Origin of the sequence: Bacillus sp. FSL P2-0099 (assembly GCF_038007445.1) — a bacterium.
Classification (GTDB): domain Bacteria; phylum Bacillota; class Bacilli; order Bacillales; family Bacillaceae_G; genus Bacillus_A; species Bacillus_A mycoides.
The window spans coordinates 81,649-100,901 of sequence record NZ_JBBOXE010000002.1 but is presented as its reverse complement, the minus strand read 5'-3'; the positions used below and the strand labels follow the sequence as shown (position 1 = coordinate 100,901).

The window sequence follows — 19,253 nt, the reverse complement described above, 5'->3', positions numbered from 1 at the left end:
TTCTAGAATAATGAGGAATGTACCCCTGCATTAAGGCCATCTAAAATTTCATTTTTCACATCTTTCATGATGTCAATGGAAGTATTAATTCCACCTGGTCCTTCACCATAAGAAGTAGTTAATTGGACATCTACATCTGATAGTCCCATTCCTAATAACACATCACGCAAGCGACCGATATTGATCAAACTACTCAAAGGGTGTATTTGGATTTCTTTTTCTCCTGTTTTTTCCGCTCTAGCTTGATCCTTACTCCAATAACCAGAAGTGGTTGGGTTTATCCCCTTCTTCTGCATAACCTTAATTTTTATACCATCGAGATTTGTACTTGCGTTCCATCCAGTCCAATTTTCAGCTGGTAGATAATGAGTATTAAAGTAATCTTCAATATCTTCTTGCTTATCTACTCTAAGCCCCCAACTATCCTGTGAAATTTCTTTTGTGTCCTCAGGAACATACTGTAGAATCTCTTGACCTTCTTTACTGCTAGTCGTCTCAAGGAATTGAGGAATGTATTTTTTCCCTTTTGGTGTTAAGGTTCTCCTTAACGATCTGCGACCAGAGTCTTCAGTCTCACCCATACTATAAAGAGTACCTTCATATTCTTGTCGATACTTAATAGCTAAGGGTATGTACTTACCTGCTTGATTAGTTTCTTTTGTAGACGAAATACCTCCTAATCCATCGGAGAGTTCATCAATTTCTGATTTAACGGCTTCGGTGTCACCATAACCCATTTTTTTAGCCCAGGACAATGTTTTCTTCTTATCTGTTAAGTAACGTTTTAATCCTATGTTATTTCGTCTTCTTCTTGCTGCATCGTCAAAAAACTCTTCTACACTTTCACCTTCTTTACTTTGAGCAAGTTTACTAGATTTCTCATAAAGATCATAATACTTAACGTAACTTAAGCGATTAAAGTGCTGATTAATTTCTCGTTCACCTTCACGCACTTGAGGAACCGCAACATTACCTAATCGAGAAAGAATTCTTCCTGCACCGATAGCTGTCATTTCCTCACCAGTAATGATTGGATTTTGAGAAACAACCGTATTTATCATCGTATTAATCCAACCCTCGTATGGCTGGGGCCAAGGTCCCCAATCTGAATCGTATACTTGGTCTCTCTTATAACTTTCAATCGGTGTACGTTCCTGTAAGAACTTATCGTCTAATATTCCGGCGAAAGGCATCTTAGGAACAATATCATGCGTTAACATTTCAGAATATTTCCCAACGGCTACCATGTTGTTTAAATTAAAAGCCTTTGTAGAAGTGGAGCTACCATCATCGCTAATCTGAAATGGATTCTTCCAAATACGATTACCAATAAGAGCATTAAATGATTGACCTTTACTAGTCTTAAACCCAAAATGTCCATCTTCACTTCTATTCGTATATACAACAGCATCCATTGAGCCATATGTATTATTATTCTTTCGAGCAACAAGGTCTCTAGTAAAACCAATTTTATCTTTTTCACCGAGTTTAAAATACTGCTCCATCCAATAAATAACATCTCGGTTATCTTTCTGAGTTAATTTAACTGGAGTGTCAAACTCTCGAACCATGAACGTATTTGCATCAATAATCTTAGAGCCTGTTCCACTTTTTTCTTGAATATCGGCATTTGAGAACTTCTTGTCATACCAATAATATGTATCTTGATTATCCTGAATCAGCTTTGTAATCTCATCAAACTCTTTATCCATATTTTCTGTAAACCCACCAGATTGACGTAATAACGGAATTTGATGCTTAGCTACTTTGTACTGTCCACTATTAGGATTAGTTTCTGCCAAGATAGGGAATCGGTTAAACATAACGTCGTTTACAAACTCATCAGAACCTATTCCGTCCGAATAATGCTTAACAAGTGTTTCATATACTTTACCAAGAAGTTTTATTTCATTCTTCTGTATTTGATCACTAAGCAATAAATCTGTTGATTCACCTATTATACTAGTCAAACAATCAGACATCTTATTTCGGATTGGTGAATAATAAACTTTGTTAAGGCCACGAGAAACATAACGACGACCAATCCCTGGTAAGGCACTACCATGGTTCGCAACTAAAAAATCATGACGTGGATAAGTCCTTAATATTGATGATACAAGTGTTTTCCCACGCCAGGAATCTTTATACCCAACTCCTGTTTTCGTTAAGAAACCATAGATATTACCTAACTTTGAAGCAGTATAAAATTCCTCTTTAAGAAAATCTGATAACTCATCAATTCGACCAATATCTTCAATATCTTGATTTGAATTTTTTACGTTTGCTAAAGCGTCTCTGTAAGTATGTCTTCCTACTAATCTATCTTTTGAAACAGCTAGTTCTTGCTCAACTAGGGTTGATGCCGCATTGCTAGCATTCATTTTTGTGTTAATCGCTAGATCCCATCCATTATCAATCGCTCCATAATTCTTCAGGTTGTTGATATTAAAATCTGATACAATTTCTTTTTCAACTTTACCTTTATCGTTATTCATAACATCCTCAAGTAATATCTTTGCTTCACGAGGCCTTGCATCAATAGTATGGATATTGTCATACCCCTGAAACTCGGTTAATGTATCTAAACCTTTCATATTCTTTATATCTAATTCAGATAAAATTCTCTTGTTTCTTGCATCCTTCTTCACGACATCCTGCGTAAAGAAGGATGCCTCATTATCTAATGCCCTTAAAGCGAATTGATGGAATGAACGTCGAAGTTTTTCGATTGCAGGGATACGTACTACATCTTCACCAAATGTAGGAATCATAAATTCCATTAAGGTTGGTAGACTTTTCTCAACTGCCGCTTCCCTTAAAGAAATAAACCCCTCAGAGAGATTTATATACTTCCATGTTCCTTTTCCTAATTCTTTAACAGAAGTATCCTCGTATAGTTGCGAGGCATCCCTACCTGTTAACTCTTTTTTATAACCAGAGCGAGCATAAGACTTATCCATACGTGAGAATGTACCGAATTGTGATGACGCTAGATACGATCCTTCATTAATTAAATCTCGCACGCCAGATTCTGTATAAGGAAAAACATTTCCACCAGTATAAAAATGGTCACTATTATTTAATGGATTACGAATATATCCTTCTTGATTCGTTTTAGTTACACTATCAAACCCTTTTTCATCTAAGTTGCTTACGAATCTATGGAATTGCTCTGAATCTACTACCTGTAATTCTTCTTTAGATAGACTAGAATAAAAAGCTTGCCAAGATTTTAAATCCATTGGGCTATTAATAAAGAATGGGACTTTAATACTTTCCTGAAAAGAATCTATTGCTCTAACAGCACCGGCTTTTAAATGTCTGTTATCAATTATTTCACCTGTTTTAGCATGAGTGTATAAATTACTATCAAGAATCATATTTTCAAAGACGAAAGATATTCCCTTTTTACCTAACAATGCATTTAAATCGTCATTGTGTTTATTGTTATCTAAGAATTTTCGTAACTCCCCAGTAACATCAATAGATTTCTCATTTCCTTTTTCATCAATGTCATCAATGATTAACCCATACTTACGCTTGGTAGCTGTATCTAATTTTTCAGCATCTTTTAATGTAGTGTAATTAAAACCTGTTTTCTTTAATCGAGTCATTAATACGTCTGTTTGATTAATTGCATCTTGGATAAATTCATAAGTAGACGCGGTTTCCATTGTCTTAGCTTGAGATAAGATTGTACCTTTATTTTCTTCAAATACTTTTTTAATATCCTGGTACCACTCAAGAGTTTGAAGCATTTGCTTCTGAAATACATTTCGTTGCGTATCGTCTAGGAATTTAACTTTAGGAGCGTATTTTCCATTTTCGAGTTGCTTTATAAAGTCATTAATGTAATCGGCAGGACTATTGAAAATACCTTTATTCTGATTGTGGTATTGGATAAGGGCGTTGAGAATCTTGTCCCCACCATTATTTTTAATAGAAGATAGTTTTAGAAGGTTTTCAAGGATTTTATTTTGACGGAATGATTGAGTAGCTGCGTATTCAAACTTGTTAAAACCCCACATATTTCTTTTGTGGAATTCTTTATAATAACGGTTAACGAATTCGATATTGTTTTGAGCTAGATGATTCTTAAGCATCTGCTTTTTTTTAATATTTCTACGGACATAATTTTCTAATTTTTTATACATCTTTTCCTGTATATTACCATCAAAACCACCGCGTAATTTTCTACTAACATAAGCAGTTTCACCAAGAGCATCAGATTTACCTATCATTGGAAAATTACGATATGCCATTACCCCTCCACCTTTAAGAGAACCTGTTTTTGCTATATTACTAAGCAAATGATTTTTCTCTTTCTCTTCACCCATATAACGTTTATCGGCCATACGTCTTCACCACCTTACGGTTGCTATTGTTGAACTTCTTCTTCACTTAATAATTTTAATCCCCGTATATTTTCTAATAACCATTTAGCTTTGACATAATACTCTGCTGTTTTAGCCATTGTCCATGATTCAATTTCGCTTAATGGAATATCTTGAAATGCTTCTTTTATTATTAATGGAAGTTGATTTTCTGCTTCTTCCATATATTTTTCCCATCTAGCTATCATGATTTTAACTTTTTGAGCCTTTGTATAACCTGACTCCTCTAAGATAGAAAGGCAAAGAATTTCCGGAACACCTGCAAAAATATCTAACGAGTAGTCTTCAATAATTGGCTCTATAACGCAAGTTTTACATATATACTCAGTTCTTTCATAGTCGTCATTGTATACTTCCTGTGCAATTTTCAATTCTTCTTTACTTAATGCACGGAAGAAAAATAGTACATCGCTTATTTCTTGCATGAAGATATGTCCATGTTTCTCATGCCAAATACGCAATTGTTCCTTAAAATCTACCTCTTCTTCATATGTTTCAAATTCAATAGGTAATTCTTTTACCTTGTCATCTAATAAATTAGGATCGATTAGCATGTTGTTTCCTCCCTACAATAAAAATAGGAGGCGATAATACGCCTCCTTAGCTCTTAGCTTAAGCGCATTGCGCCTGTTTTCGCTGCAAACCCTGATTTCTCTAATACCAATTCGTGTAATAGTGTCGGGATACCAGCTTTACCATTTGTCATTTGCATAAATCCATAGTTAGCAGGGAACAGAACTGCTTTTTCACAAATACGCTCTTCTTTATAGAAATTATCTGCATTTGGAATTTTAGCAATATCTTTGTATTCTTTACGCTTAATTGGTCGCCATACAAAAATGTTTTCTTCATCGAATTCAGTCAAGTATACTTCTCCTGCATACATTGACTTCCATTTTTCAAGTTCGTTATAAGTTGGACCACCTGGAAAGATTTCTTGTTCCGCTTTTGAAACGTCATCTTCATCAAATTTGTCTCCTACTTTAACAACCGAAGTTTCTTCTTGAGCATCCTCCGTAAAAGCTTCTTCTTTTTCAAAACGTTTTGCCATTATGCTTCCTCCTCTTTCTCTCACTATTATAAAAATTTAAAGGTTACAATAATTTAGTTATATAAACCTTATAATTAAACTAGTACGCTTTTTGTACATTCCCTGAGATATCTTTTGCTATAAAAGTATATACTTCAGAAATAGGATTCCCGGACGGATCAACTCTTTGTGAAACACCTGTTAGTTGTACCCCAACTATTGTTTGAACGGTCTTGTAGCTTCCTGCTCCTCTAACGGCACAGGGGTTATTTCCGTAAGTTAGTAAGATATTGAAACCATGTTCTTTCAAATTCTTATTTTTTTCATTTTCATTTGTGCTATAAAAGAATGTGTCAGTTTTACGGCTATCTATTAACTTTGAAGAGTTAGAGTTTGTTCCCCACAGTGCATTTTCGTAATCATCTGCTAATGCTTGAAAATTACCTATAAGGTCTTCAACCTTTGTATTCTTATGAGCACTCTGACCATTTTCACCATTAAATTCTGCTAGGCTAAACCACTCATTTTCATCTTTCATTTCAGAACTTAAACTATTAAGTACAGTTTGTAAATAACCAGCTTCTTTGAAGTTAATAGAAAAGGAACCCTGAACCAACCTATTTCCTCTAGCTACCTTATCCCAGGTATAAGAAGCATATCCGTAGATTGGCTCTAATTGTTCTTGCATTGTCCATTCTATTTCTACAATTTCATCTATCCAGTTATCTCCGAAGTAGATTCGGATATCTGTTCCTGAGTAATAATTCGCATAACCCCTTTTAGGTTTACCTGCTGGTGTATAAGCCCCATCACTCATATCTCTTACCACCCTTCATCAAAAACATCTGGTTTCATTGTTTCGATATCTAGTGCAATGAATTCCATTGTGTTTTCTGTAATCATGTCTTCAACTGACATTGTTTGACCTTCGGAGATAAGGTTAATTCCATATATTGCCAATTTCGAAGATTGCCCATATTCATTCATAAAATTAATTGTTATATCAAATGGTGGCAGCTCGTCACTTTTATTAATAGGACAACTGTTTCCATTCGCATTATGATCTTTCATAATTTCGTATAATACATGGCGGTCAAACACTGTGAAAATTAAGCTTCCTGCTACAGTTCTTGCACCACGGACTACACCTTTAGCTGCAATTTGTCCTAAAGCAAATACTGGAGCTGTTGGTCTATACACAGAATAAGAGATTGTTTGTAATTGACCTAGCACTACAGATTTACCACCTTCAGGAGTTACAACAGCAACAATATCTGTACCAGCAAAACTCGTATAAGTCTTCTGATATTTACTACTCATGAAGACACCTGCCTTTCTATTTTTCTATAAACAGAACATAACCACTCGATAATATTTTTGCTACCAAATACAAAAAGAGATGCCGAAGCACCTCTTTAAGTTTTATTATTCTACTTCCCAATCATCTTGTGGGCGCATCTCAACAATATTACGAGCAATGAAAGTACAAGCTTTTTCTGTAGTGTTGTCATCTACACTTAAGCCCATTCCTTCGTTAAGAATCTCTACACCGTAGATTTCCATTTTACTAGCTTGTCCATATTCGTTAAGGAAGTTGATAGTAATATCAAATGGAGGGATTTCATCGATGAAGTTGGCCTTACGTTTTGTCTGCCATCCCTGTACTAAGTCATTACGCTGAGTTAATGCTGCAGCATTTGCATCAGTATCTAACACTTGAGTAGAGGTACTAGCAAGTGCATCCGTTTGGTTTAGGCCATGACGGTGAACAGCAGCTTGTTGCTTAAGATCAAATAGTGCATCACGGTCGAAGATAGTAAATACTAAACTTCCTGCGATACCACGTTTCGTTTACACCGTCTCTTTCGAGATACTTTAACTCTGTTTTACAGACGGACTAGACTATATCTTCAAGTTAATAACACACCTCTAAATACTTTTCTTTTTTCCTTTTTAAAAACAATTTTTAAAATGCTGAGCCATCATGGTGTTATGAAAATTTAAAATTTTGCTTGGGAGTTCTTTTTTATTTCAATCGTTTTATCCGGACAAAGGATGTCTCTTACATCTGAGGCTAACATTCTTGCAATATACCAATATTCTGGTGAATCAATGTTTTTAATAAAGTTACTTTTGTAGTTATATTTTGGTGTGAATTCGCCCATTAAAGCATCGCCATTTTATATGGGCTTTCAACTTGCTCCGCACTAATAAGTCTCATTACCATTTCAGGTAGTACACTCTAGTCGTTGAACCTTCTCCATCCTTTCGGAACAGGAGCTTGGCTGCTGATTGCCCATTATTTCATATGCCATAAATTTATAAATTCATAACATTATTATAATTATCATTTGTTTTTTCAACATTCACGCTTACCATTTCTAGTTACGTTGTAGTAACAAAAGCTTTAGGGGTTTCCAGCAGTTCACGGAGTTTGTCATTCTATGTCACCATAGAAAGGTGGCTACATCTCAACCACGAGAGAAAGATTTTGGGTTTGGATCACCCATTACATACACAGGTCCTTTTTCACGAGTAACTGAGTAAGTAATAGCTTGTAATTGGCCAACTACCTGTCCATTAAATGTACATACGATGTCAGAGCCACCGTAAGTAGTGAAAGTTTTACTATATCGAGAAGCTGTTGTACTCATAGGTTAATAACCTCCTGTTATTCTTTTATATAAGAGAGGGGCTTTGATCCCCTCTTCTCATTAATAGTTCTTACTTGCTAAGGCCTTGTAGCATATACTCAGGAGGAGTTAAGTTAACTTGAACTTGTACACGACGTAATTCAAATGCCGGGATGATTTCTAAAGTTACAGTTACCTCATCTAAGTATACTCCAAGGTTTTCAATTGAGAATTTATATCCTTGAATAGCGCCTGCTTCGCGTATTTTCTCTAATGCAGACTTGATCGCAGTGTTCATTGCGTTATATTGTGGCATTTCGTTCGCTTCACCAATAAATGGTTCTACTGCTTCACGAACAACTTGGATAGCAAGCTGGGTGATACGAAGCGTAGATAAACGAGCAAAGTCACTTTCACGTACTTTTCCGGCCATTACAATAGATGGAGCAGTTGTGATTCCGTCTGTAACAACTAGTTGAGTTGAATCTTTCAAACGGAATGTAACGATTTTCTTGCTAGTCAGTTTAGAAAGTTGGCGAAGAGAGTAATCAAAGCGGATAGCTTTAACACCTTTTATCGGTTTATTTGTAGGTGCACTTTCTTTTCGAAGAGTCGAAAGTAGTGCAGCGTAGTGAGTCGCACCATTTACATAGTGGATTGAGTTTGTTGTTGGCATGATTACTCCCACTTCAGATCCCACTACTTGAAGATAAGGAGAGATTTCTGTATCAATCTTAGATAGTTCGTCCACATATTTGCGGATTGTAGAAACTTTCGTATCTACTGGAGATTTAACCCCAATGTATCCGATCGCGGCTGATTTCATTAAAGTCTTCATTGAACAATAATCAGCAACTGTTTGAGCGAATGAACCGCGGTGAATTACACCAAAGCTTGTTTTCTTCCATGTTGCTACTTGCTTATCTAATTGAAGACCAGCAGCTGTTGTACCAGCTTGGATAGAAGCAGGAGCATCGAAGTAAAGGACGATTTTACCACTGTCTTCTCTCACATTAACTTTGATACCAGTTGCATCTGCATCGATAACAGCCTTCAAGTCTTTTACTAGGTCAGCTATTGTTAATGAACTGCCATTGTAAGTTTTAGCAGGAAGCGTAAATGTTACATCTTTGCCATCAACCTTTACTACTAGCGTATCGCTTGTACCAGTTTTGATTTCTACTGGGTAATTAATAGAGTGAGACTCAATTACATAAGAAGAAGTAACCATTCCACTAATGTAAGGGAAATCTTCAGAGTTTGGAACTTCAGTGAAAAATTCCCCAACTAAGTTAGTAGCTTCGTCCTCAAGTGTAACCCCTTTAAGAACTACGTGATCCACAGTGAAATCAAGAAGGTCGCTCATTAGCATGTCGTAGAAATAGATAAATTTTCGACGCATACGAACAGCTTCTGTAGAGCCAACTAAAACGTCTTTGAATTTAGCTTGGGCATCTACTAGTTGGTTTCCTGCAGCCACATAAGCATCAATTGCATTTTTCTCAAGTTCAGCAGCACGCTCTAAGCTGATTTCTTTAAGGGCTACTAGGTAAACCATTCTAGCTCCTGCATCAGTAGCAGCTTTCCATTCTGCAGCAATTGGGTTAACTTCTCCTGCAACATAGAAGTCACCGAATCCAGCTTGTACAAGTTCAGTTGAACTACGAATTAATACTGGTTCTTCAGGAGCATCTTTCGCAAGAGATGGAGCAATGATTAGGATCGATTCTGATCCGCCTCGTTCTGGGACAATTAAGCCACCATCTTTTAATGTGACATTAATGCCAGGAAGATTTTCATAAAGCATAGGTTTGCCTCCTCTTTATTTTGTTATATTTGAAAAGCGACAAGCGCTATTCATCCAGTTGGATTTTTTTGTTTCTTAACGTTTTTGTGGTTTCCTGAAGTTTCTGTTCTACAACATCTATCACACGAAGGATATCTACAGGAACTTCTGTTAATTCTTCAAACTTAGCAAAATAAACAAGTCTACGAACCTTACTAGCATTACTTATATTTGTTTTTGATAAGTCTGTTTCCATCTTTACGAATTGAAGTTCTTTAAGCCCCTTCTCTTTAAGGAATCCCGTGAATGTTGCAAGCGTTTGACGAAACTCCTTTGTGAGCTTGTCTACTCGCGCATTGGTTTCTTCCCAAATCTCAAAAACAACTTCTGCATCAAATACCTGACCATAAACCTTAGTTGCAGGTGGTAGAGTTCCTTTAGGATCTTCATTAAAAGCAAGGTAACGTTGGCGAGGTTTAATTTCTCTGATGCTTTTACCAATTAGTCCTGGTTGCATTAACTTAAGGTAATGCATGATAACTGGATATGCTACAGGCTTGTCAACTGTCACAGTTGGTTCTTCCGGAGTAAAGCTTCCCCACTGAGTTCCCCAAGCAGCATCTAGTAAATGCTTAATTGTCTTTGTCATGTCTTCATAGTCCATAGAACCATTTGCTTGGGTTGGCTTATTGATTTCTACTGCCATGAAACACTCACCTCACTTGACGAAATATAAGTAAAGGAAGTTCTAACCGTTTCAATCTCCCCATATAACTCAAATGAAATAGATAGAGTAAGATTTTCTTGATCATAATGTAAGACTTCCATTTTTATATCTCTGTAGATTGGATGATCTTCTGCAAGACTATCAATGAAGGCATCAACTTGTGTGATGATAGATTGAAGTAATACGAAGCTTAATGGTTCCCCAATGTATTGATTAAAGAATCCAGCAATTCGATTAACATCGTAACCTATACTCCGGAGATAATGAGGTTTTGAATAAAATTTGTTTTGAGGGTAAAGATTTCTTGAGGAATAAGGAACAAATCCTTTTTTAATTGATGGTACTATACATATATAACCACTACTTGTTAAATTAGCAACTTCCACCTTTTTGAGTTCTCTATTTTGTAATGTATTTATGTTTAGTAGTTGTTTATTTGTAGCTGAATTATGGAAATTCGGCAGTTTATATCGCATACAAGCATAATTTGCTGCAACTGGCATAAAGGAATATTTAGGGTTCTCAGAGTTTTGTATACCAACTACAACTTCTATGTGCTCTAAATGACGATGTTCTTCTGTATTAATAGAGGCTTTTTCTACAAGTGATTGTACTTGAGTCTCGTATGTATCTTCTCCTGTTACCGTATAACGACTTTTAGAGAATAAATCAGAGCATAAAACAACTGAGCAGAAAATAGATTGTTCAATTGTCTTAGTCTTGGCAAATTCCCCAAATATAGAGGATAGCTGTCCAGGTGCTTTCTCGTAAGGTATATCTGTAAATAGGAGTGTATCTACTTGAAAACTACTTAATTCTCCTGTAAAGAAAACCTCACTTCCATCTTCAGTAATAAAACTATCTTTTAATAGCTGTAATTGCATTTGAATCTTATCTTCTGAGTCTGGATTGCTATGATTACTTACATAATGGAAGCCATCATCCGCCCCAGTAAATCTAACGTGTTTCTCAGAAGTACATAATCCTTTTATTGGAATTTGATTGATAACTTCTACATCTACTTCTCCCGATCCAAAATAAAGATCTTGTTTGATAGCAAAAGCTAGGTCATCTACTCCCTTGTAATCAGCGAACAGGTATGAATAACTAGTGTTTATGCCTTTAATAATCATATACGTTGGAAATAAGTGAATAGCTATGTTATTTGACTCATCTGTTGCTTCTAATGTTTTAAATCGGAAAGCTGGAGTATTAAGTTCATCATGATTAACAACGCATTCTCCATGAGACCCATTTAACCGAAGGATTAGTGGGGTGATTCCGTATTTTTTTGCCATTCTTACGTTTTCCGTCAGGCGACAATCACCAAGAATATAAGATGGCTCTATGTTATCTCGAATGATAAAAGGTGTCCCTACTGGCCCATTTAAAGAAAAGCCCGCTAATACTAGAAAACGAGTATTCTTTTCCATATGAGAAGGGAAAATAAGTTGATTGTACGTATACATTCTTACCCCTCCATTAAAATATTGTATTGTTTAAAATCTTGTATTTCTGATATGCGGATAGCACGCATCTTACTTCTTACAGATTCTACCTTAGTATAGTAGATTTTGTAGATAGTTTATTACTTTCCTAGATCTTGAGTATGATCCACATTTGTTATTTCCATGTACCTTCATTTTCATAAGAAGGTTGTCCGAATTTATCCCAATCTGCTTCTACATTTAATTTTTTTACCAGTTATTAAGTTTTGTTGAAAAACACCTTCTACCTACTTTTAGTACATCCCAATAGTATGTTTTTCAGCGATGAAAAAATAATTCATCTCGAGATAAACTGAACAATCTGGATTCACCTCTTAGGTCACTTTATTTTCTTTGTCTAATGTCACCATATTCAAAAGGAATAGAGCCTCCTATAAGTTGGCCAGCGTTTTCTCATCTACCCTTATATGGATTAGGATGAAGTAAACCTCTTTTATAGGTACTCTGATACCAAAGAATAACCTGCTCTTGCATTTTCCTTGTTTAATGTTTTATCGATTTTTTCTTTTCTTACTTCGTATTCAGACATATACATTGCATATACATCTTGTAGAAATGAGTCATACTGTTCTTGTACAAGACTTAATCCCCCGGCCATTTGATTTAGGAATGATTCCACACCAGGTGCCTTGCTTGGAGATTCCAAATGTTGCAATGAATCGTACATGTTTAGGTACATCGTATTTCGAAGTTCCAATGCCATTAATAATTCATCATGCGCACGCTTTTTACGAGAAAGATTGTTAATGTTTTTTAACACGTCTCGATATTGTTTCTTATCTTCAATTTGTTGATTAAGTTGTAACTTCAATGATAGCTGAGTTAATTTGAGCAAACCGGTAAGTTGTTCTTTTGTAGAAGCCTGATTTTCTAATAAATTCATAACCCCTTCACCATCAATCTCGCTACCTATAGCTAATCCAAATTTAATAGATTCAGAACAATCTTGTGAACCTATAAGAAGACCATCTATAAGAGAACTCACCTCATTAAGTGTCTTTTCTTTACGAACCACAACGTCATAAGGGCGCTTTGTTTTTGTATATTCATCACTTATCTTGAAGAATTCAGGTGAACCGTACTGTGTTCTTAGGGCATCATAATATTTACTCTCATTGTTCCTATAGAGGTTTGTAACTTGATCAAACCATTGTTTTTGCTTCTTGACTGCTTTTTCAATTTGCTCAGTAAAACCGTTATTGCTTTCTGGTGTCTTAGGAATATTTCCATCAAGATAATTCTTTAAAACAGTTTCTTTAAATAAGAAATATCCTTCCTCTACTATGGAATGCAACTCTTTTAGATCTTCATAAAATTCTAACTCTAAGCTACCCTCCACATCTTCTGCGTACGAATGAACAATATCTTGAATAAGTGAGTTTGCAGGTGCTTCTGGATTTTCAAAAGTTTTCTGATATGTTTCAAAGTCAATGAAACCTTCGTCCCCTATATCTTGTTCAAAAAATGGTTGTGACTCATATAACTTCTCAAGTTCTTCTATAGAAATAGGAACTTGTAAGCCTTTCATTTTTTTCTCAATATATTCAATAAGTTCATTAATAAGCTCTAGTGTACCTACAAATTTATCATATTGTTTAGCTGGCTTTTCTTCCGGAATAAACGAACCATCTTCATCGAATTCCTTTTGATCTTCCCCTATGATTTCTTCTGTTGGTAAATTAACAGTAAAAGGTTTATTTGGTTCATACTTTACGCGTGGTCTGTATTCAATAATGGAACGCTCTAATTCGGTATCCAGTTCAACTTTTTTTCCTAATACTTCATCCATATTGTTGTCCTCCTTCTTATAAAAAAAGCAACAGGCCCAATGCGGATACCTGTCGCCTTTATTATTACCCTCCGCGGGAAGGCATGTTCATATCGGAACCACAAATACCTCAACCCCAAACTTTGCAAGTTCTTTTTTAAATTTGGGTGGGTTTTCTTTCTCTATTTGTTCTAAATCATTAGAACTAACTGAACGTTCCTGCTGTTTACACGAATTGATAGATATTTTCTTTACCTTCGTTATTTTCATAGTGTTTGATATATTAATAAAAATTATAGTTCATTTAGGTTATTTATTAATGAACACTAATAATCCGAACAATAATCCATTTAAAACATGTTCGTCTAAGCAAGTAAATGTGGGCTTACCTGCTCAATAATCTCCTTAGCTGAATTACCTGATGTAAACTCCGCTTTAGAAATTTTAACACGGCTAATAAGTTGAAATTCCCCAAATAATATATCTATTTTCCAAAACTCTAGTCTTGTATGATGAAAATCGTAAAGATAGTATTGAGTAACAACAACTTATGTAACTGCTCAATTTTTATCCATTCAATATCTATAGCAAATGGACTATTATGAGTTAGTAATGTAGTATAGTTGTAACCAATGCTTGCTGCTCCGTCAATATATTTTTATTAAATACTTAAAATTCAGTAAGTACCTCATGTTCATAAGCAACCCCAGTAAGGTAGTATGTCCTCATATCCTAAACGTTTTTTATTCATTTTTACGTCTTTATGCATTTTCATTTGAGTCTATGTTTTGAGGAATGTCCCTCTTCGGCATATTGGAGTAAATAGGATTATAGATGCTTCTTTGATAATGATGAATATAGATTCAAAATTTTTATCACTCATATAGTCTACTTCTGCTATTTTCTTAAAACACACTACCATTTTATTATTTCCTCATGAACTGTTCATACTCTTACATGATGCGTGACTCTATCATCTCCCCTAGATATAGAAGAAAATCGTAATGCTCTGAATCAATGTGCTTCAATCACCCGTATGGACTCAATTCTTGTTGACGCATTTCACATCCAATGGAATTGTCGTTGCACCTTGTTATTTATATTAGGAACGCATTTAATACAGCTTCGGATTAGGGGGTTTTTTCCTTTTTTTAAAAATTAGAGTTTCCCTACGTTCATCACGTTACCAGCAGGAATGATTACCTGAAGGGGCATTACAAAGGTGTTATATATCGTAAAGATGTTAGAAATTGTAGTAGCAACACTTACTCTTTTTTTCATTTTTGTATTCAATTTCTATCTATGCAAAACATTTGTACATGGACTAAATACAAGAATATCTTCAACAACTAAGTTATGATTCTCTGGAACAAACACATCATAAGTCTGTCTCTTACCATAAGGAATGATTTCTACTACTTCTTCCCATAATACATGAGAATCAATTAAGTAATGTAACATTGCAAATTGTAAGTTCTCTGCATATTCACGAGCGTTACTTAAAGAAATACCTTTTTCTGTACGATAACGACGATTCCCCTTTCCTACCACTTCAGCTTTTGTCATTCCTTTAACAATTCGTTCCTTTTCAATGTATTTCCATACTTCTTTAGGGAGTGTTGGTTCAGAAGGTTTCATTTTCAGTGCTCTTTGTTGGACTGCTTCATAATTACGCTCTGGTGTAGCTAAATGTTCGAGGAATAATAAAATAGAGGAACAGTGATAAACCATAAGATGGTAATAAACAGAACCGTTCATTTCTTTTTGAAGTAAATTCGTTTGGATACCAAAACGTAATAGTAAGTGTTTTAGGTCTAATGCAAATTGTCGACACTTAGTAGCATACCCGATTTCACTAATACGCCCGGCGCAAAACCAACCACCTGCAGAATACAGACTTCCTAAGAAGAACGCTAAGTGATCCCTATCCAACTCGTAAATAAACGAAGGGATTTTTTTTTCTTCTAACTCTCTGTAAAACTCAAAACTTCTAAAGTCCATTAGATAGACTGTCGCCTTCTTATGATGCTCATGATACGTTGTAATACCAATTGCCTCACAAGATTTTTGCAACGACTCACCAACACCTTCATAACGTACTTGGAAGCTAATGCTATTCTTATTTAAACGTCCCGCAGCGAGCATATATGCAAGAATTCGAAGTTTATTCTTTTCTACTTGTTTTGTGCCATACACAGTTAAGAACTTAGGTGTAGCAATTCTTTCTCCGATATGGAGTGCATCTACTTCTTTCCATCCATCGACTGTTAGTACTGGATGATTTCTTGTAAGGGTAACTCGTGCTCCATGTTTTGTTACAACAGCGAACGTATCTTGAACACCGTTATCTTCAATGGAAAAAGCTTTACTGTTCTTTAATTGATAGAACTCATTCAATGTTAATAATGGTGTAGCGATACCATCTAGTTGGGACTGATAAAGCTCTCCTATCGACTTATATTCTCCCGTGTTAGGATTCATAATTCGTTGGTTTTCTTCTATACATTTGCCGGCACGCTCACCACAATGTAAACCTTTGCGATGATGTGACTGTCGAATAATTTGCTCTTGATACCAACTTGGGCTTACCCCTAGGTGGTGTTCTCCCCTTTGAACAGGATCGTGAATAATTTGGAGCATTTCACGTTCAAGATTAATAATTTCACCCATATTTCCAATCCTCTTCTCTAATACCTTCTAGATGTGTAGAAACTTAGTAAGGGCTTAATATTTTTGCTTCTCCACCAAGTGCACTTCTTGCATTCATCTTACTTCCTTGGATAGCCTGTACAGCTGCTTGTCTCATTGTTTGAGCCCCTCGCGTATCTAAAAAGTTACCCCCAACTACATTACTTGTTGCATATTGTGCTTTCCACCATTGCTCACTTTGGTGATTGAATTCTAGTAACTTCCAGTAACCTTTTTGCGCATAGTATGCACCTGACAATCCTCTATACAACCAAGGGCTGGAAGCTGCAAACATCCCCTTAACAGATGCTTTAGCCACCGATGTACCAAGACTGTCACCGTTATATAAATTATATGCAACTCTGTTTCCAAATGTAACTGGTGGTGAAGTCGCTGCCCGGTGTATTTTTTTAATTTTTTCAAATGCCATCTAGACTACCCCTTCCTATTATTGTGAAGACCAAATACAATACTTCCATCAACGTTTAAATTTTTAGAAACTCTTTCTTGTCCTACACCGTCATACATCATAATTTCTGGCGATCCAATATACTGATAGTCATTCATGGTTGCTCGTTTAAGAGGTCCCATTTGATATTCAAAACTCATCTTAGCTTGATTAAAAGCAAGATATCCCCCTCCAACAACAGCAAAGTGTTTTGGATTTATTCTTTTACCAGTGTAAAGATTAGCCAATGTCTTTTTCTTATTTTTTGTATCAATAAAAGTGCTCTTAATAATATTATTTGGAGCATTTTTAACACCATTTACGGCCTTTTTTGTATTTAGAACACCTATTTTAGCAAAATTTTTAATTGAATTTAAAATAGCCATTTTTTATCCTCCTATTTATTAGATTAAAAAATTCCTTCTGTTACTTGAGACATTTGTTTTTGAGGTAATACTTGTTTTAATTCGCTAGATAGGTCACCCCATAGTGATCTTTCTTGCTTTTGTATAAATTCTACATATTTGCTTAGTAGTAGGATCCATGTCTTTCGAATCCCCCATTTGCGTATGTATACGCATTTAATCATTAGTTTCAAACAACCACTAACTAAAGAACTACGTATAGCACCCGTTTGTACTAATCGCTACTTATCACTTTACCTACTGCTTGAAGAGTATCTATATCAGCCCGTTTAATAGCCTCTACCAAAGAAGTGCTTTCTAATTTTTCTTCTCTAAAAATTTTTAACTGATGAATTTGTTGGATTATTTACTCTTGCTTCTAGATGGATAAATTTCAAGATTTTTTATACCTACTTTTAACTTCTGAGTCACCATTATATTTGATGCTCAATTATTGGGACCCGCATATCCAATAGTAGACATACTTGAACAATTTGTTTTAGAACGAATAAACTTGTCTACATCAATTACTTTTTTTTAAGGAGTTTATTAGTATTTTTCATGCTTCTTAACAAGTTATCTGCAATTGAAACCATACACTGCTCCACTCTAATTAAATTTAGCATTCCCCATCTTATGATGACCTGTTCTGGATTCAAAAAGATTAAATACGACTTCTCCTTGATTTATGTTCCCATATAAATTTCTATTCTTCTCTCTTTGCTTCTTCATTTTTTTCCTAAGTTGAAATTCTTGTTCTCCTTTAATCTCTTCTGTATCATCATATCCTTCAATTCGGCGTCCTACATCTAAAACAGTAGCAGTAACAGCATAATGTCCCTTGCCGATAGCAGTTCCAAGCTTCTTTCCAGAAAATTGCATTCTACTTCCCTTTTTAGCTTTCTTGAAAATTCCTTTTTCCTCATCAAAAATTTCACTTTTTACTAAACCTTGCACAGGTTGAGTTTGTATTAAGTGTTTCGCTCCATAGGCAAAACCACCAACTGCACCCATTGCAACCTTTGACCTGTTCTTTTGTAGAAAACTAGATGTATCGTAAGTTTCAATTTCACGCTCTTTAGTAGCCATAGATAGTACCTACTTTCTGTATATGATAAAAATGATTTGACTAAGCATTACTAACCAGCGAATGATCTAACGTCTGCTATAATGGATTCTCCTCATCAAGGAAATTTGTCTACGACACAATTAACACTATTCTTAAAGTTTTTTGCCAAAGCTAAAATTAATACTTTTCGAAATTCATTTTGATTCCTCATGTAGGTGAGTTACTTAAATAAATGTTATTTCAAGGTTTTTAAGTATGATTCATTTTGAAAAGGTTAAAACACTTAAGAGCATAGATTATCCATCAAGCGCTTCTCGTTTGACTTAACACCTAAAAGGTACCTTCATGTTCAATGTAAGCTACAATATCAGCGATTCTTTTAAGCGCGTCTTTTGTAGCGTAATAGACACCTAGTTCATAGTCGTACTCATCTGGATTCATACAAGCTGATTGTCCAACTACTTCAAATCCATTGTTCATTTGAAGACAAACAACAGTAGTCTTTAGTCCCACCTTTGCTGACTCCTTACGTTTCACCCAATGATCAAGTAAGTTTTGTTCAAATCGTTCATACCTAAGCCCTTCCATGTCCTCGCCCTCCTTTCATGACTTCAGGCATAACCTAACCAATTTGTCATATTTTCTCAATCAAATACTGTTAGATTCATCACAGAATCTCCTATACCTAACTTGGTACACAGGCGAATCTTTTGTACTTTTTGAATTACAAAATGGTATACGGAATTTGCAATGAACAAGTTCACGACTATGAATCCACAACAAAAAATGCATCCTCAA

At 35.3% G+C, this 19,253-nt stretch carries 16 protein-coding genes; all 16 read right to left on the bottom strand.

All coding sequences use genetic code 11. From position 1 onward, the window contains the following. Positions 1 to 2: 2 nt before the first annotated feature. The gene (locus MKY90_RS28385) at positions 3 to 4,355 is read right to left on the bottom strand and encodes a hypothetical protein (RefSeq protein ID WP_341093487.1); all 4,353 of its coding nucleotides are present in this window, start codon (positions 4,353 to 4,355) and stop codon (positions 3 to 5) included. 23 nt (positions 4,356 to 4,378) lie between these two features. Next, the gene (locus MKY90_RS28380; RefSeq protein WP_098168846.1) at positions 4,379 to 4,948 is read right to left on the bottom strand and encodes a tail chaperonin; all 570 of its coding nucleotides are present in this window, start codon (positions 4,946 to 4,948) and stop codon (positions 4,379 to 4,381) included. Between the two features lie 53 nt (positions 4,949 to 5,001). Further along, positions 5,002 to 5,445 (bottom strand): tail chaperonin, encoded by a 444-nt coding sequence (locus tag MKY90_RS28375; RefSeq protein WP_098168845.1) that lies wholly within the window; start codon positions 5,443 to 5,445, stop codon positions 5,002 to 5,004. Between the two features lie 79 nt (positions 5,446 to 5,524). Continuing rightward, a complete protein-coding gene (locus MKY90_RS28370) occupies positions 5,525 to 6,241 on the bottom strand; it encodes a hypothetical protein (RefSeq protein WP_341093485.1) in 717 nt (238 codons plus the stop codon). Between the two features lie 5 nt (positions 6,242 to 6,246). Then, complete coding sequence (locus MKY90_RS28365; RefSeq protein ID WP_098168844.1) at positions 6,247 to 6,744, bottom strand: virion structural protein; 498 nt, start codon at positions 6,742 to 6,744, stop codon at positions 6,247 to 6,249. 105 nt (positions 6,745 to 6,849) lie between these two features. Then, entirely contained in the window at positions 6,850 to 7,140 is a 291-nt protein-coding gene (locus MKY90_RS28360) for a hypothetical protein (RefSeq protein ID WP_040963215.1), read from the bottom strand. 755 nt (positions 7,141 to 7,895) lie between these two features. Continuing rightward, positions 7,896 to 8,078, bottom strand: coding sequence for a hypothetical protein (locus tag MKY90_RS28355; protein WP_000108095.1), 183 nt, complete (start codon positions 8,076 to 8,078; stop codon positions 7,896 to 7,898). Positions 8,079 to 8,148: 70 nt separating this feature from the next. Then, positions 8,149 to 9,864: a hypothetical protein gene (locus MKY90_RS28350; RefSeq protein WP_012259965.1), complete on the bottom strand. Its 1,716-nt coding sequence runs from the start codon at positions 9,862 to 9,864 to the stop codon at positions 8,149 to 8,151. A gap of 46 nt (positions 9,865 to 9,910) precedes the next feature. Continuing rightward, positions 9,911 to 10,549 (bottom strand): hypothetical protein, encoded by a 639-nt coding sequence (locus MKY90_RS28345; protein WP_098168843.1) that lies wholly within the window; start codon positions 10,547 to 10,549, stop codon positions 9,911 to 9,913. Continuing rightward, positions 10,540 to 12,039: a hypothetical protein gene (locus MKY90_RS28340; RefSeq protein WP_341093481.1), complete on the bottom strand. Its 1,500-nt coding sequence runs from the start codon at positions 12,037 to 12,039 to the stop codon at positions 10,540 to 10,542. Before MKY90_RS28340 ends, MKY90_RS28345 begins: the two co-directional genes overlap by 10 nt. Positions 12,040 to 12,511: 472 nt before the next feature. Beyond that, a complete protein-coding gene (locus tag MKY90_RS28335; RefSeq protein WP_098168841.1) occupies positions 12,512 to 13,867 on the bottom strand; it encodes a hypothetical protein in 1,356 nt (451 codons plus the stop codon). A 1,275-nt stretch (positions 13,868 to 15,142) separates the two neighbouring features. Further along, entirely contained in the window at positions 15,143 to 16,516 is a 1,374-nt protein-coding gene (locus MKY90_RS28330; protein ID WP_098168840.1) for an LAGLIDADG family homing endonuclease, read from the bottom strand. A 43-nt stretch (positions 16,517 to 16,559) separates the two neighbouring features. Then, positions 16,560 to 16,964: a hypothetical protein gene (locus tag MKY90_RS28325; protein WP_098168839.1), complete on the bottom strand. Its 405-nt coding sequence runs from the start codon at positions 16,962 to 16,964 to the stop codon at positions 16,560 to 16,562. A 5-nt stretch (positions 16,965 to 16,969) separates the two neighbouring features. Then, positions 16,970 to 17,368, bottom strand: a complete 399-nt coding sequence (locus tag MKY90_RS28320; RefSeq protein WP_098168838.1) for a hypothetical protein — start codon at positions 17,366 to 17,368, stop codon at positions 16,970 to 16,972. A gap of 627 nt (positions 17,369 to 17,995) precedes the next feature. Beyond that, entirely contained in the window at positions 17,996 to 18,475 is a 480-nt protein-coding gene (locus tag MKY90_RS28315; protein ID WP_012259958.1) for a hypothetical protein, read from the bottom strand. Between the two features lie 310 nt (positions 18,476 to 18,785). Then, positions 18,786 to 19,043 carry a Gp49 family protein gene (locus MKY90_RS28310; RefSeq protein ID WP_000398755.1) on the bottom strand — a complete coding sequence of 86 codons (258 nt, stop codon included), beginning with the start codon at positions 19,041 to 19,043 and terminating at the stop codon, positions 18,786 to 18,788. Positions 19,044 to 19,253: the final 210 nt, after the last annotated feature.

Excerpts from the sequence above, each read along its gene's own strand:
- MKY90_RS28385 (WP_341093487.1), bottom strand. The coding sequence starts at position 4,355 with ATGGCCGATAAACGTTATATGGGTGAAGAGAAAGAGAAAAATCATTTG.
- MKY90_RS28380 (WP_098168846.1), bottom strand. The coding sequence starts at position 4,948 with ATGCTAATCGATCCTAATTTATTAGATGACAAGGTAAAAGAATTACCT.
- MKY90_RS28375 (WP_098168845.1), bottom strand. The coding sequence starts at position 5,445 with ATGGCAAAACGTTTTGAAAAAGAAGAAGCTTTTACGGAGGATGCTCAA.
- MKY90_RS28370 (WP_341093485.1), bottom strand. The coding sequence starts at position 6,241 with ATGAGTGATGGGGCTTATACACCAGCAGGTAAACCTAAAAGGGGTTAT.
- MKY90_RS28365 (WP_098168844.1), bottom strand. The coding sequence starts at position 6,744 with ATGAGTAGTAAATATCAGAAGACTTATACGAGTTTTGCTGGTACAGAT.
- MKY90_RS28355 (WP_000108095.1), bottom strand. The coding sequence starts at position 8,078 with ATGAGTACAACAGCTTCTCGATATAGTAAAACTTTCACTACTTACGGT.
- MKY90_RS28350 (WP_012259965.1), bottom strand. The coding sequence starts at position 9,864 with ATGCTTTATGAAAATCTTCCTGGCATTAATGTCACATTAAAAGATGGT.
- MKY90_RS28345 (WP_098168843.1), bottom strand. The coding sequence starts at position 10,549 with ATGGCAGTAGAAATCAATAAGCCAACCCAAGCAAATGGTTCTATGGAC.
- MKY90_RS28340 (WP_341093481.1), bottom strand. The coding sequence starts at position 12,039 with ATGTATACGTACAATCAACTTATTTTCCCTTCTCATATGGAAAAGAAT.
- MKY90_RS28335 (WP_098168841.1), bottom strand. The coding sequence starts at position 13,867 with ATGGATGAAGTATTAGGAAAAAAAGTTGAACTGGATACCGAATTAGAG.
- MKY90_RS28330 (WP_098168840.1), bottom strand. The coding sequence starts at position 16,516 with ATGGGTGAAATTATTAATCTTGAACGTGAAATGCTCCAAATTATTCAC.
- MKY90_RS28325 (WP_098168839.1), bottom strand. The coding sequence starts at position 16,964 with ATGGCATTTGAAAAAATTAAAAAAATACACCGGGCAGCGACTTCACCA.
- MKY90_RS28320 (WP_098168838.1), bottom strand. The coding sequence starts at position 17,368 with ATGGCTATTTTAAATTCAATTAAAAATTTTGCTAAAATAGGTGTTCTA.
- MKY90_RS28315 (WP_012259958.1), bottom strand. The coding sequence starts at position 18,475 with ATGGCTACTAAAGAGCGTGAAATTGAAACTTACGATACATCTAGTTTT.
- MKY90_RS28310 (WP_000398755.1), bottom strand. The coding sequence starts at position 19,043 with ATGGAAGGGCTTAGGTATGAACGATTTGAACAAAACTTACTTGATCAT.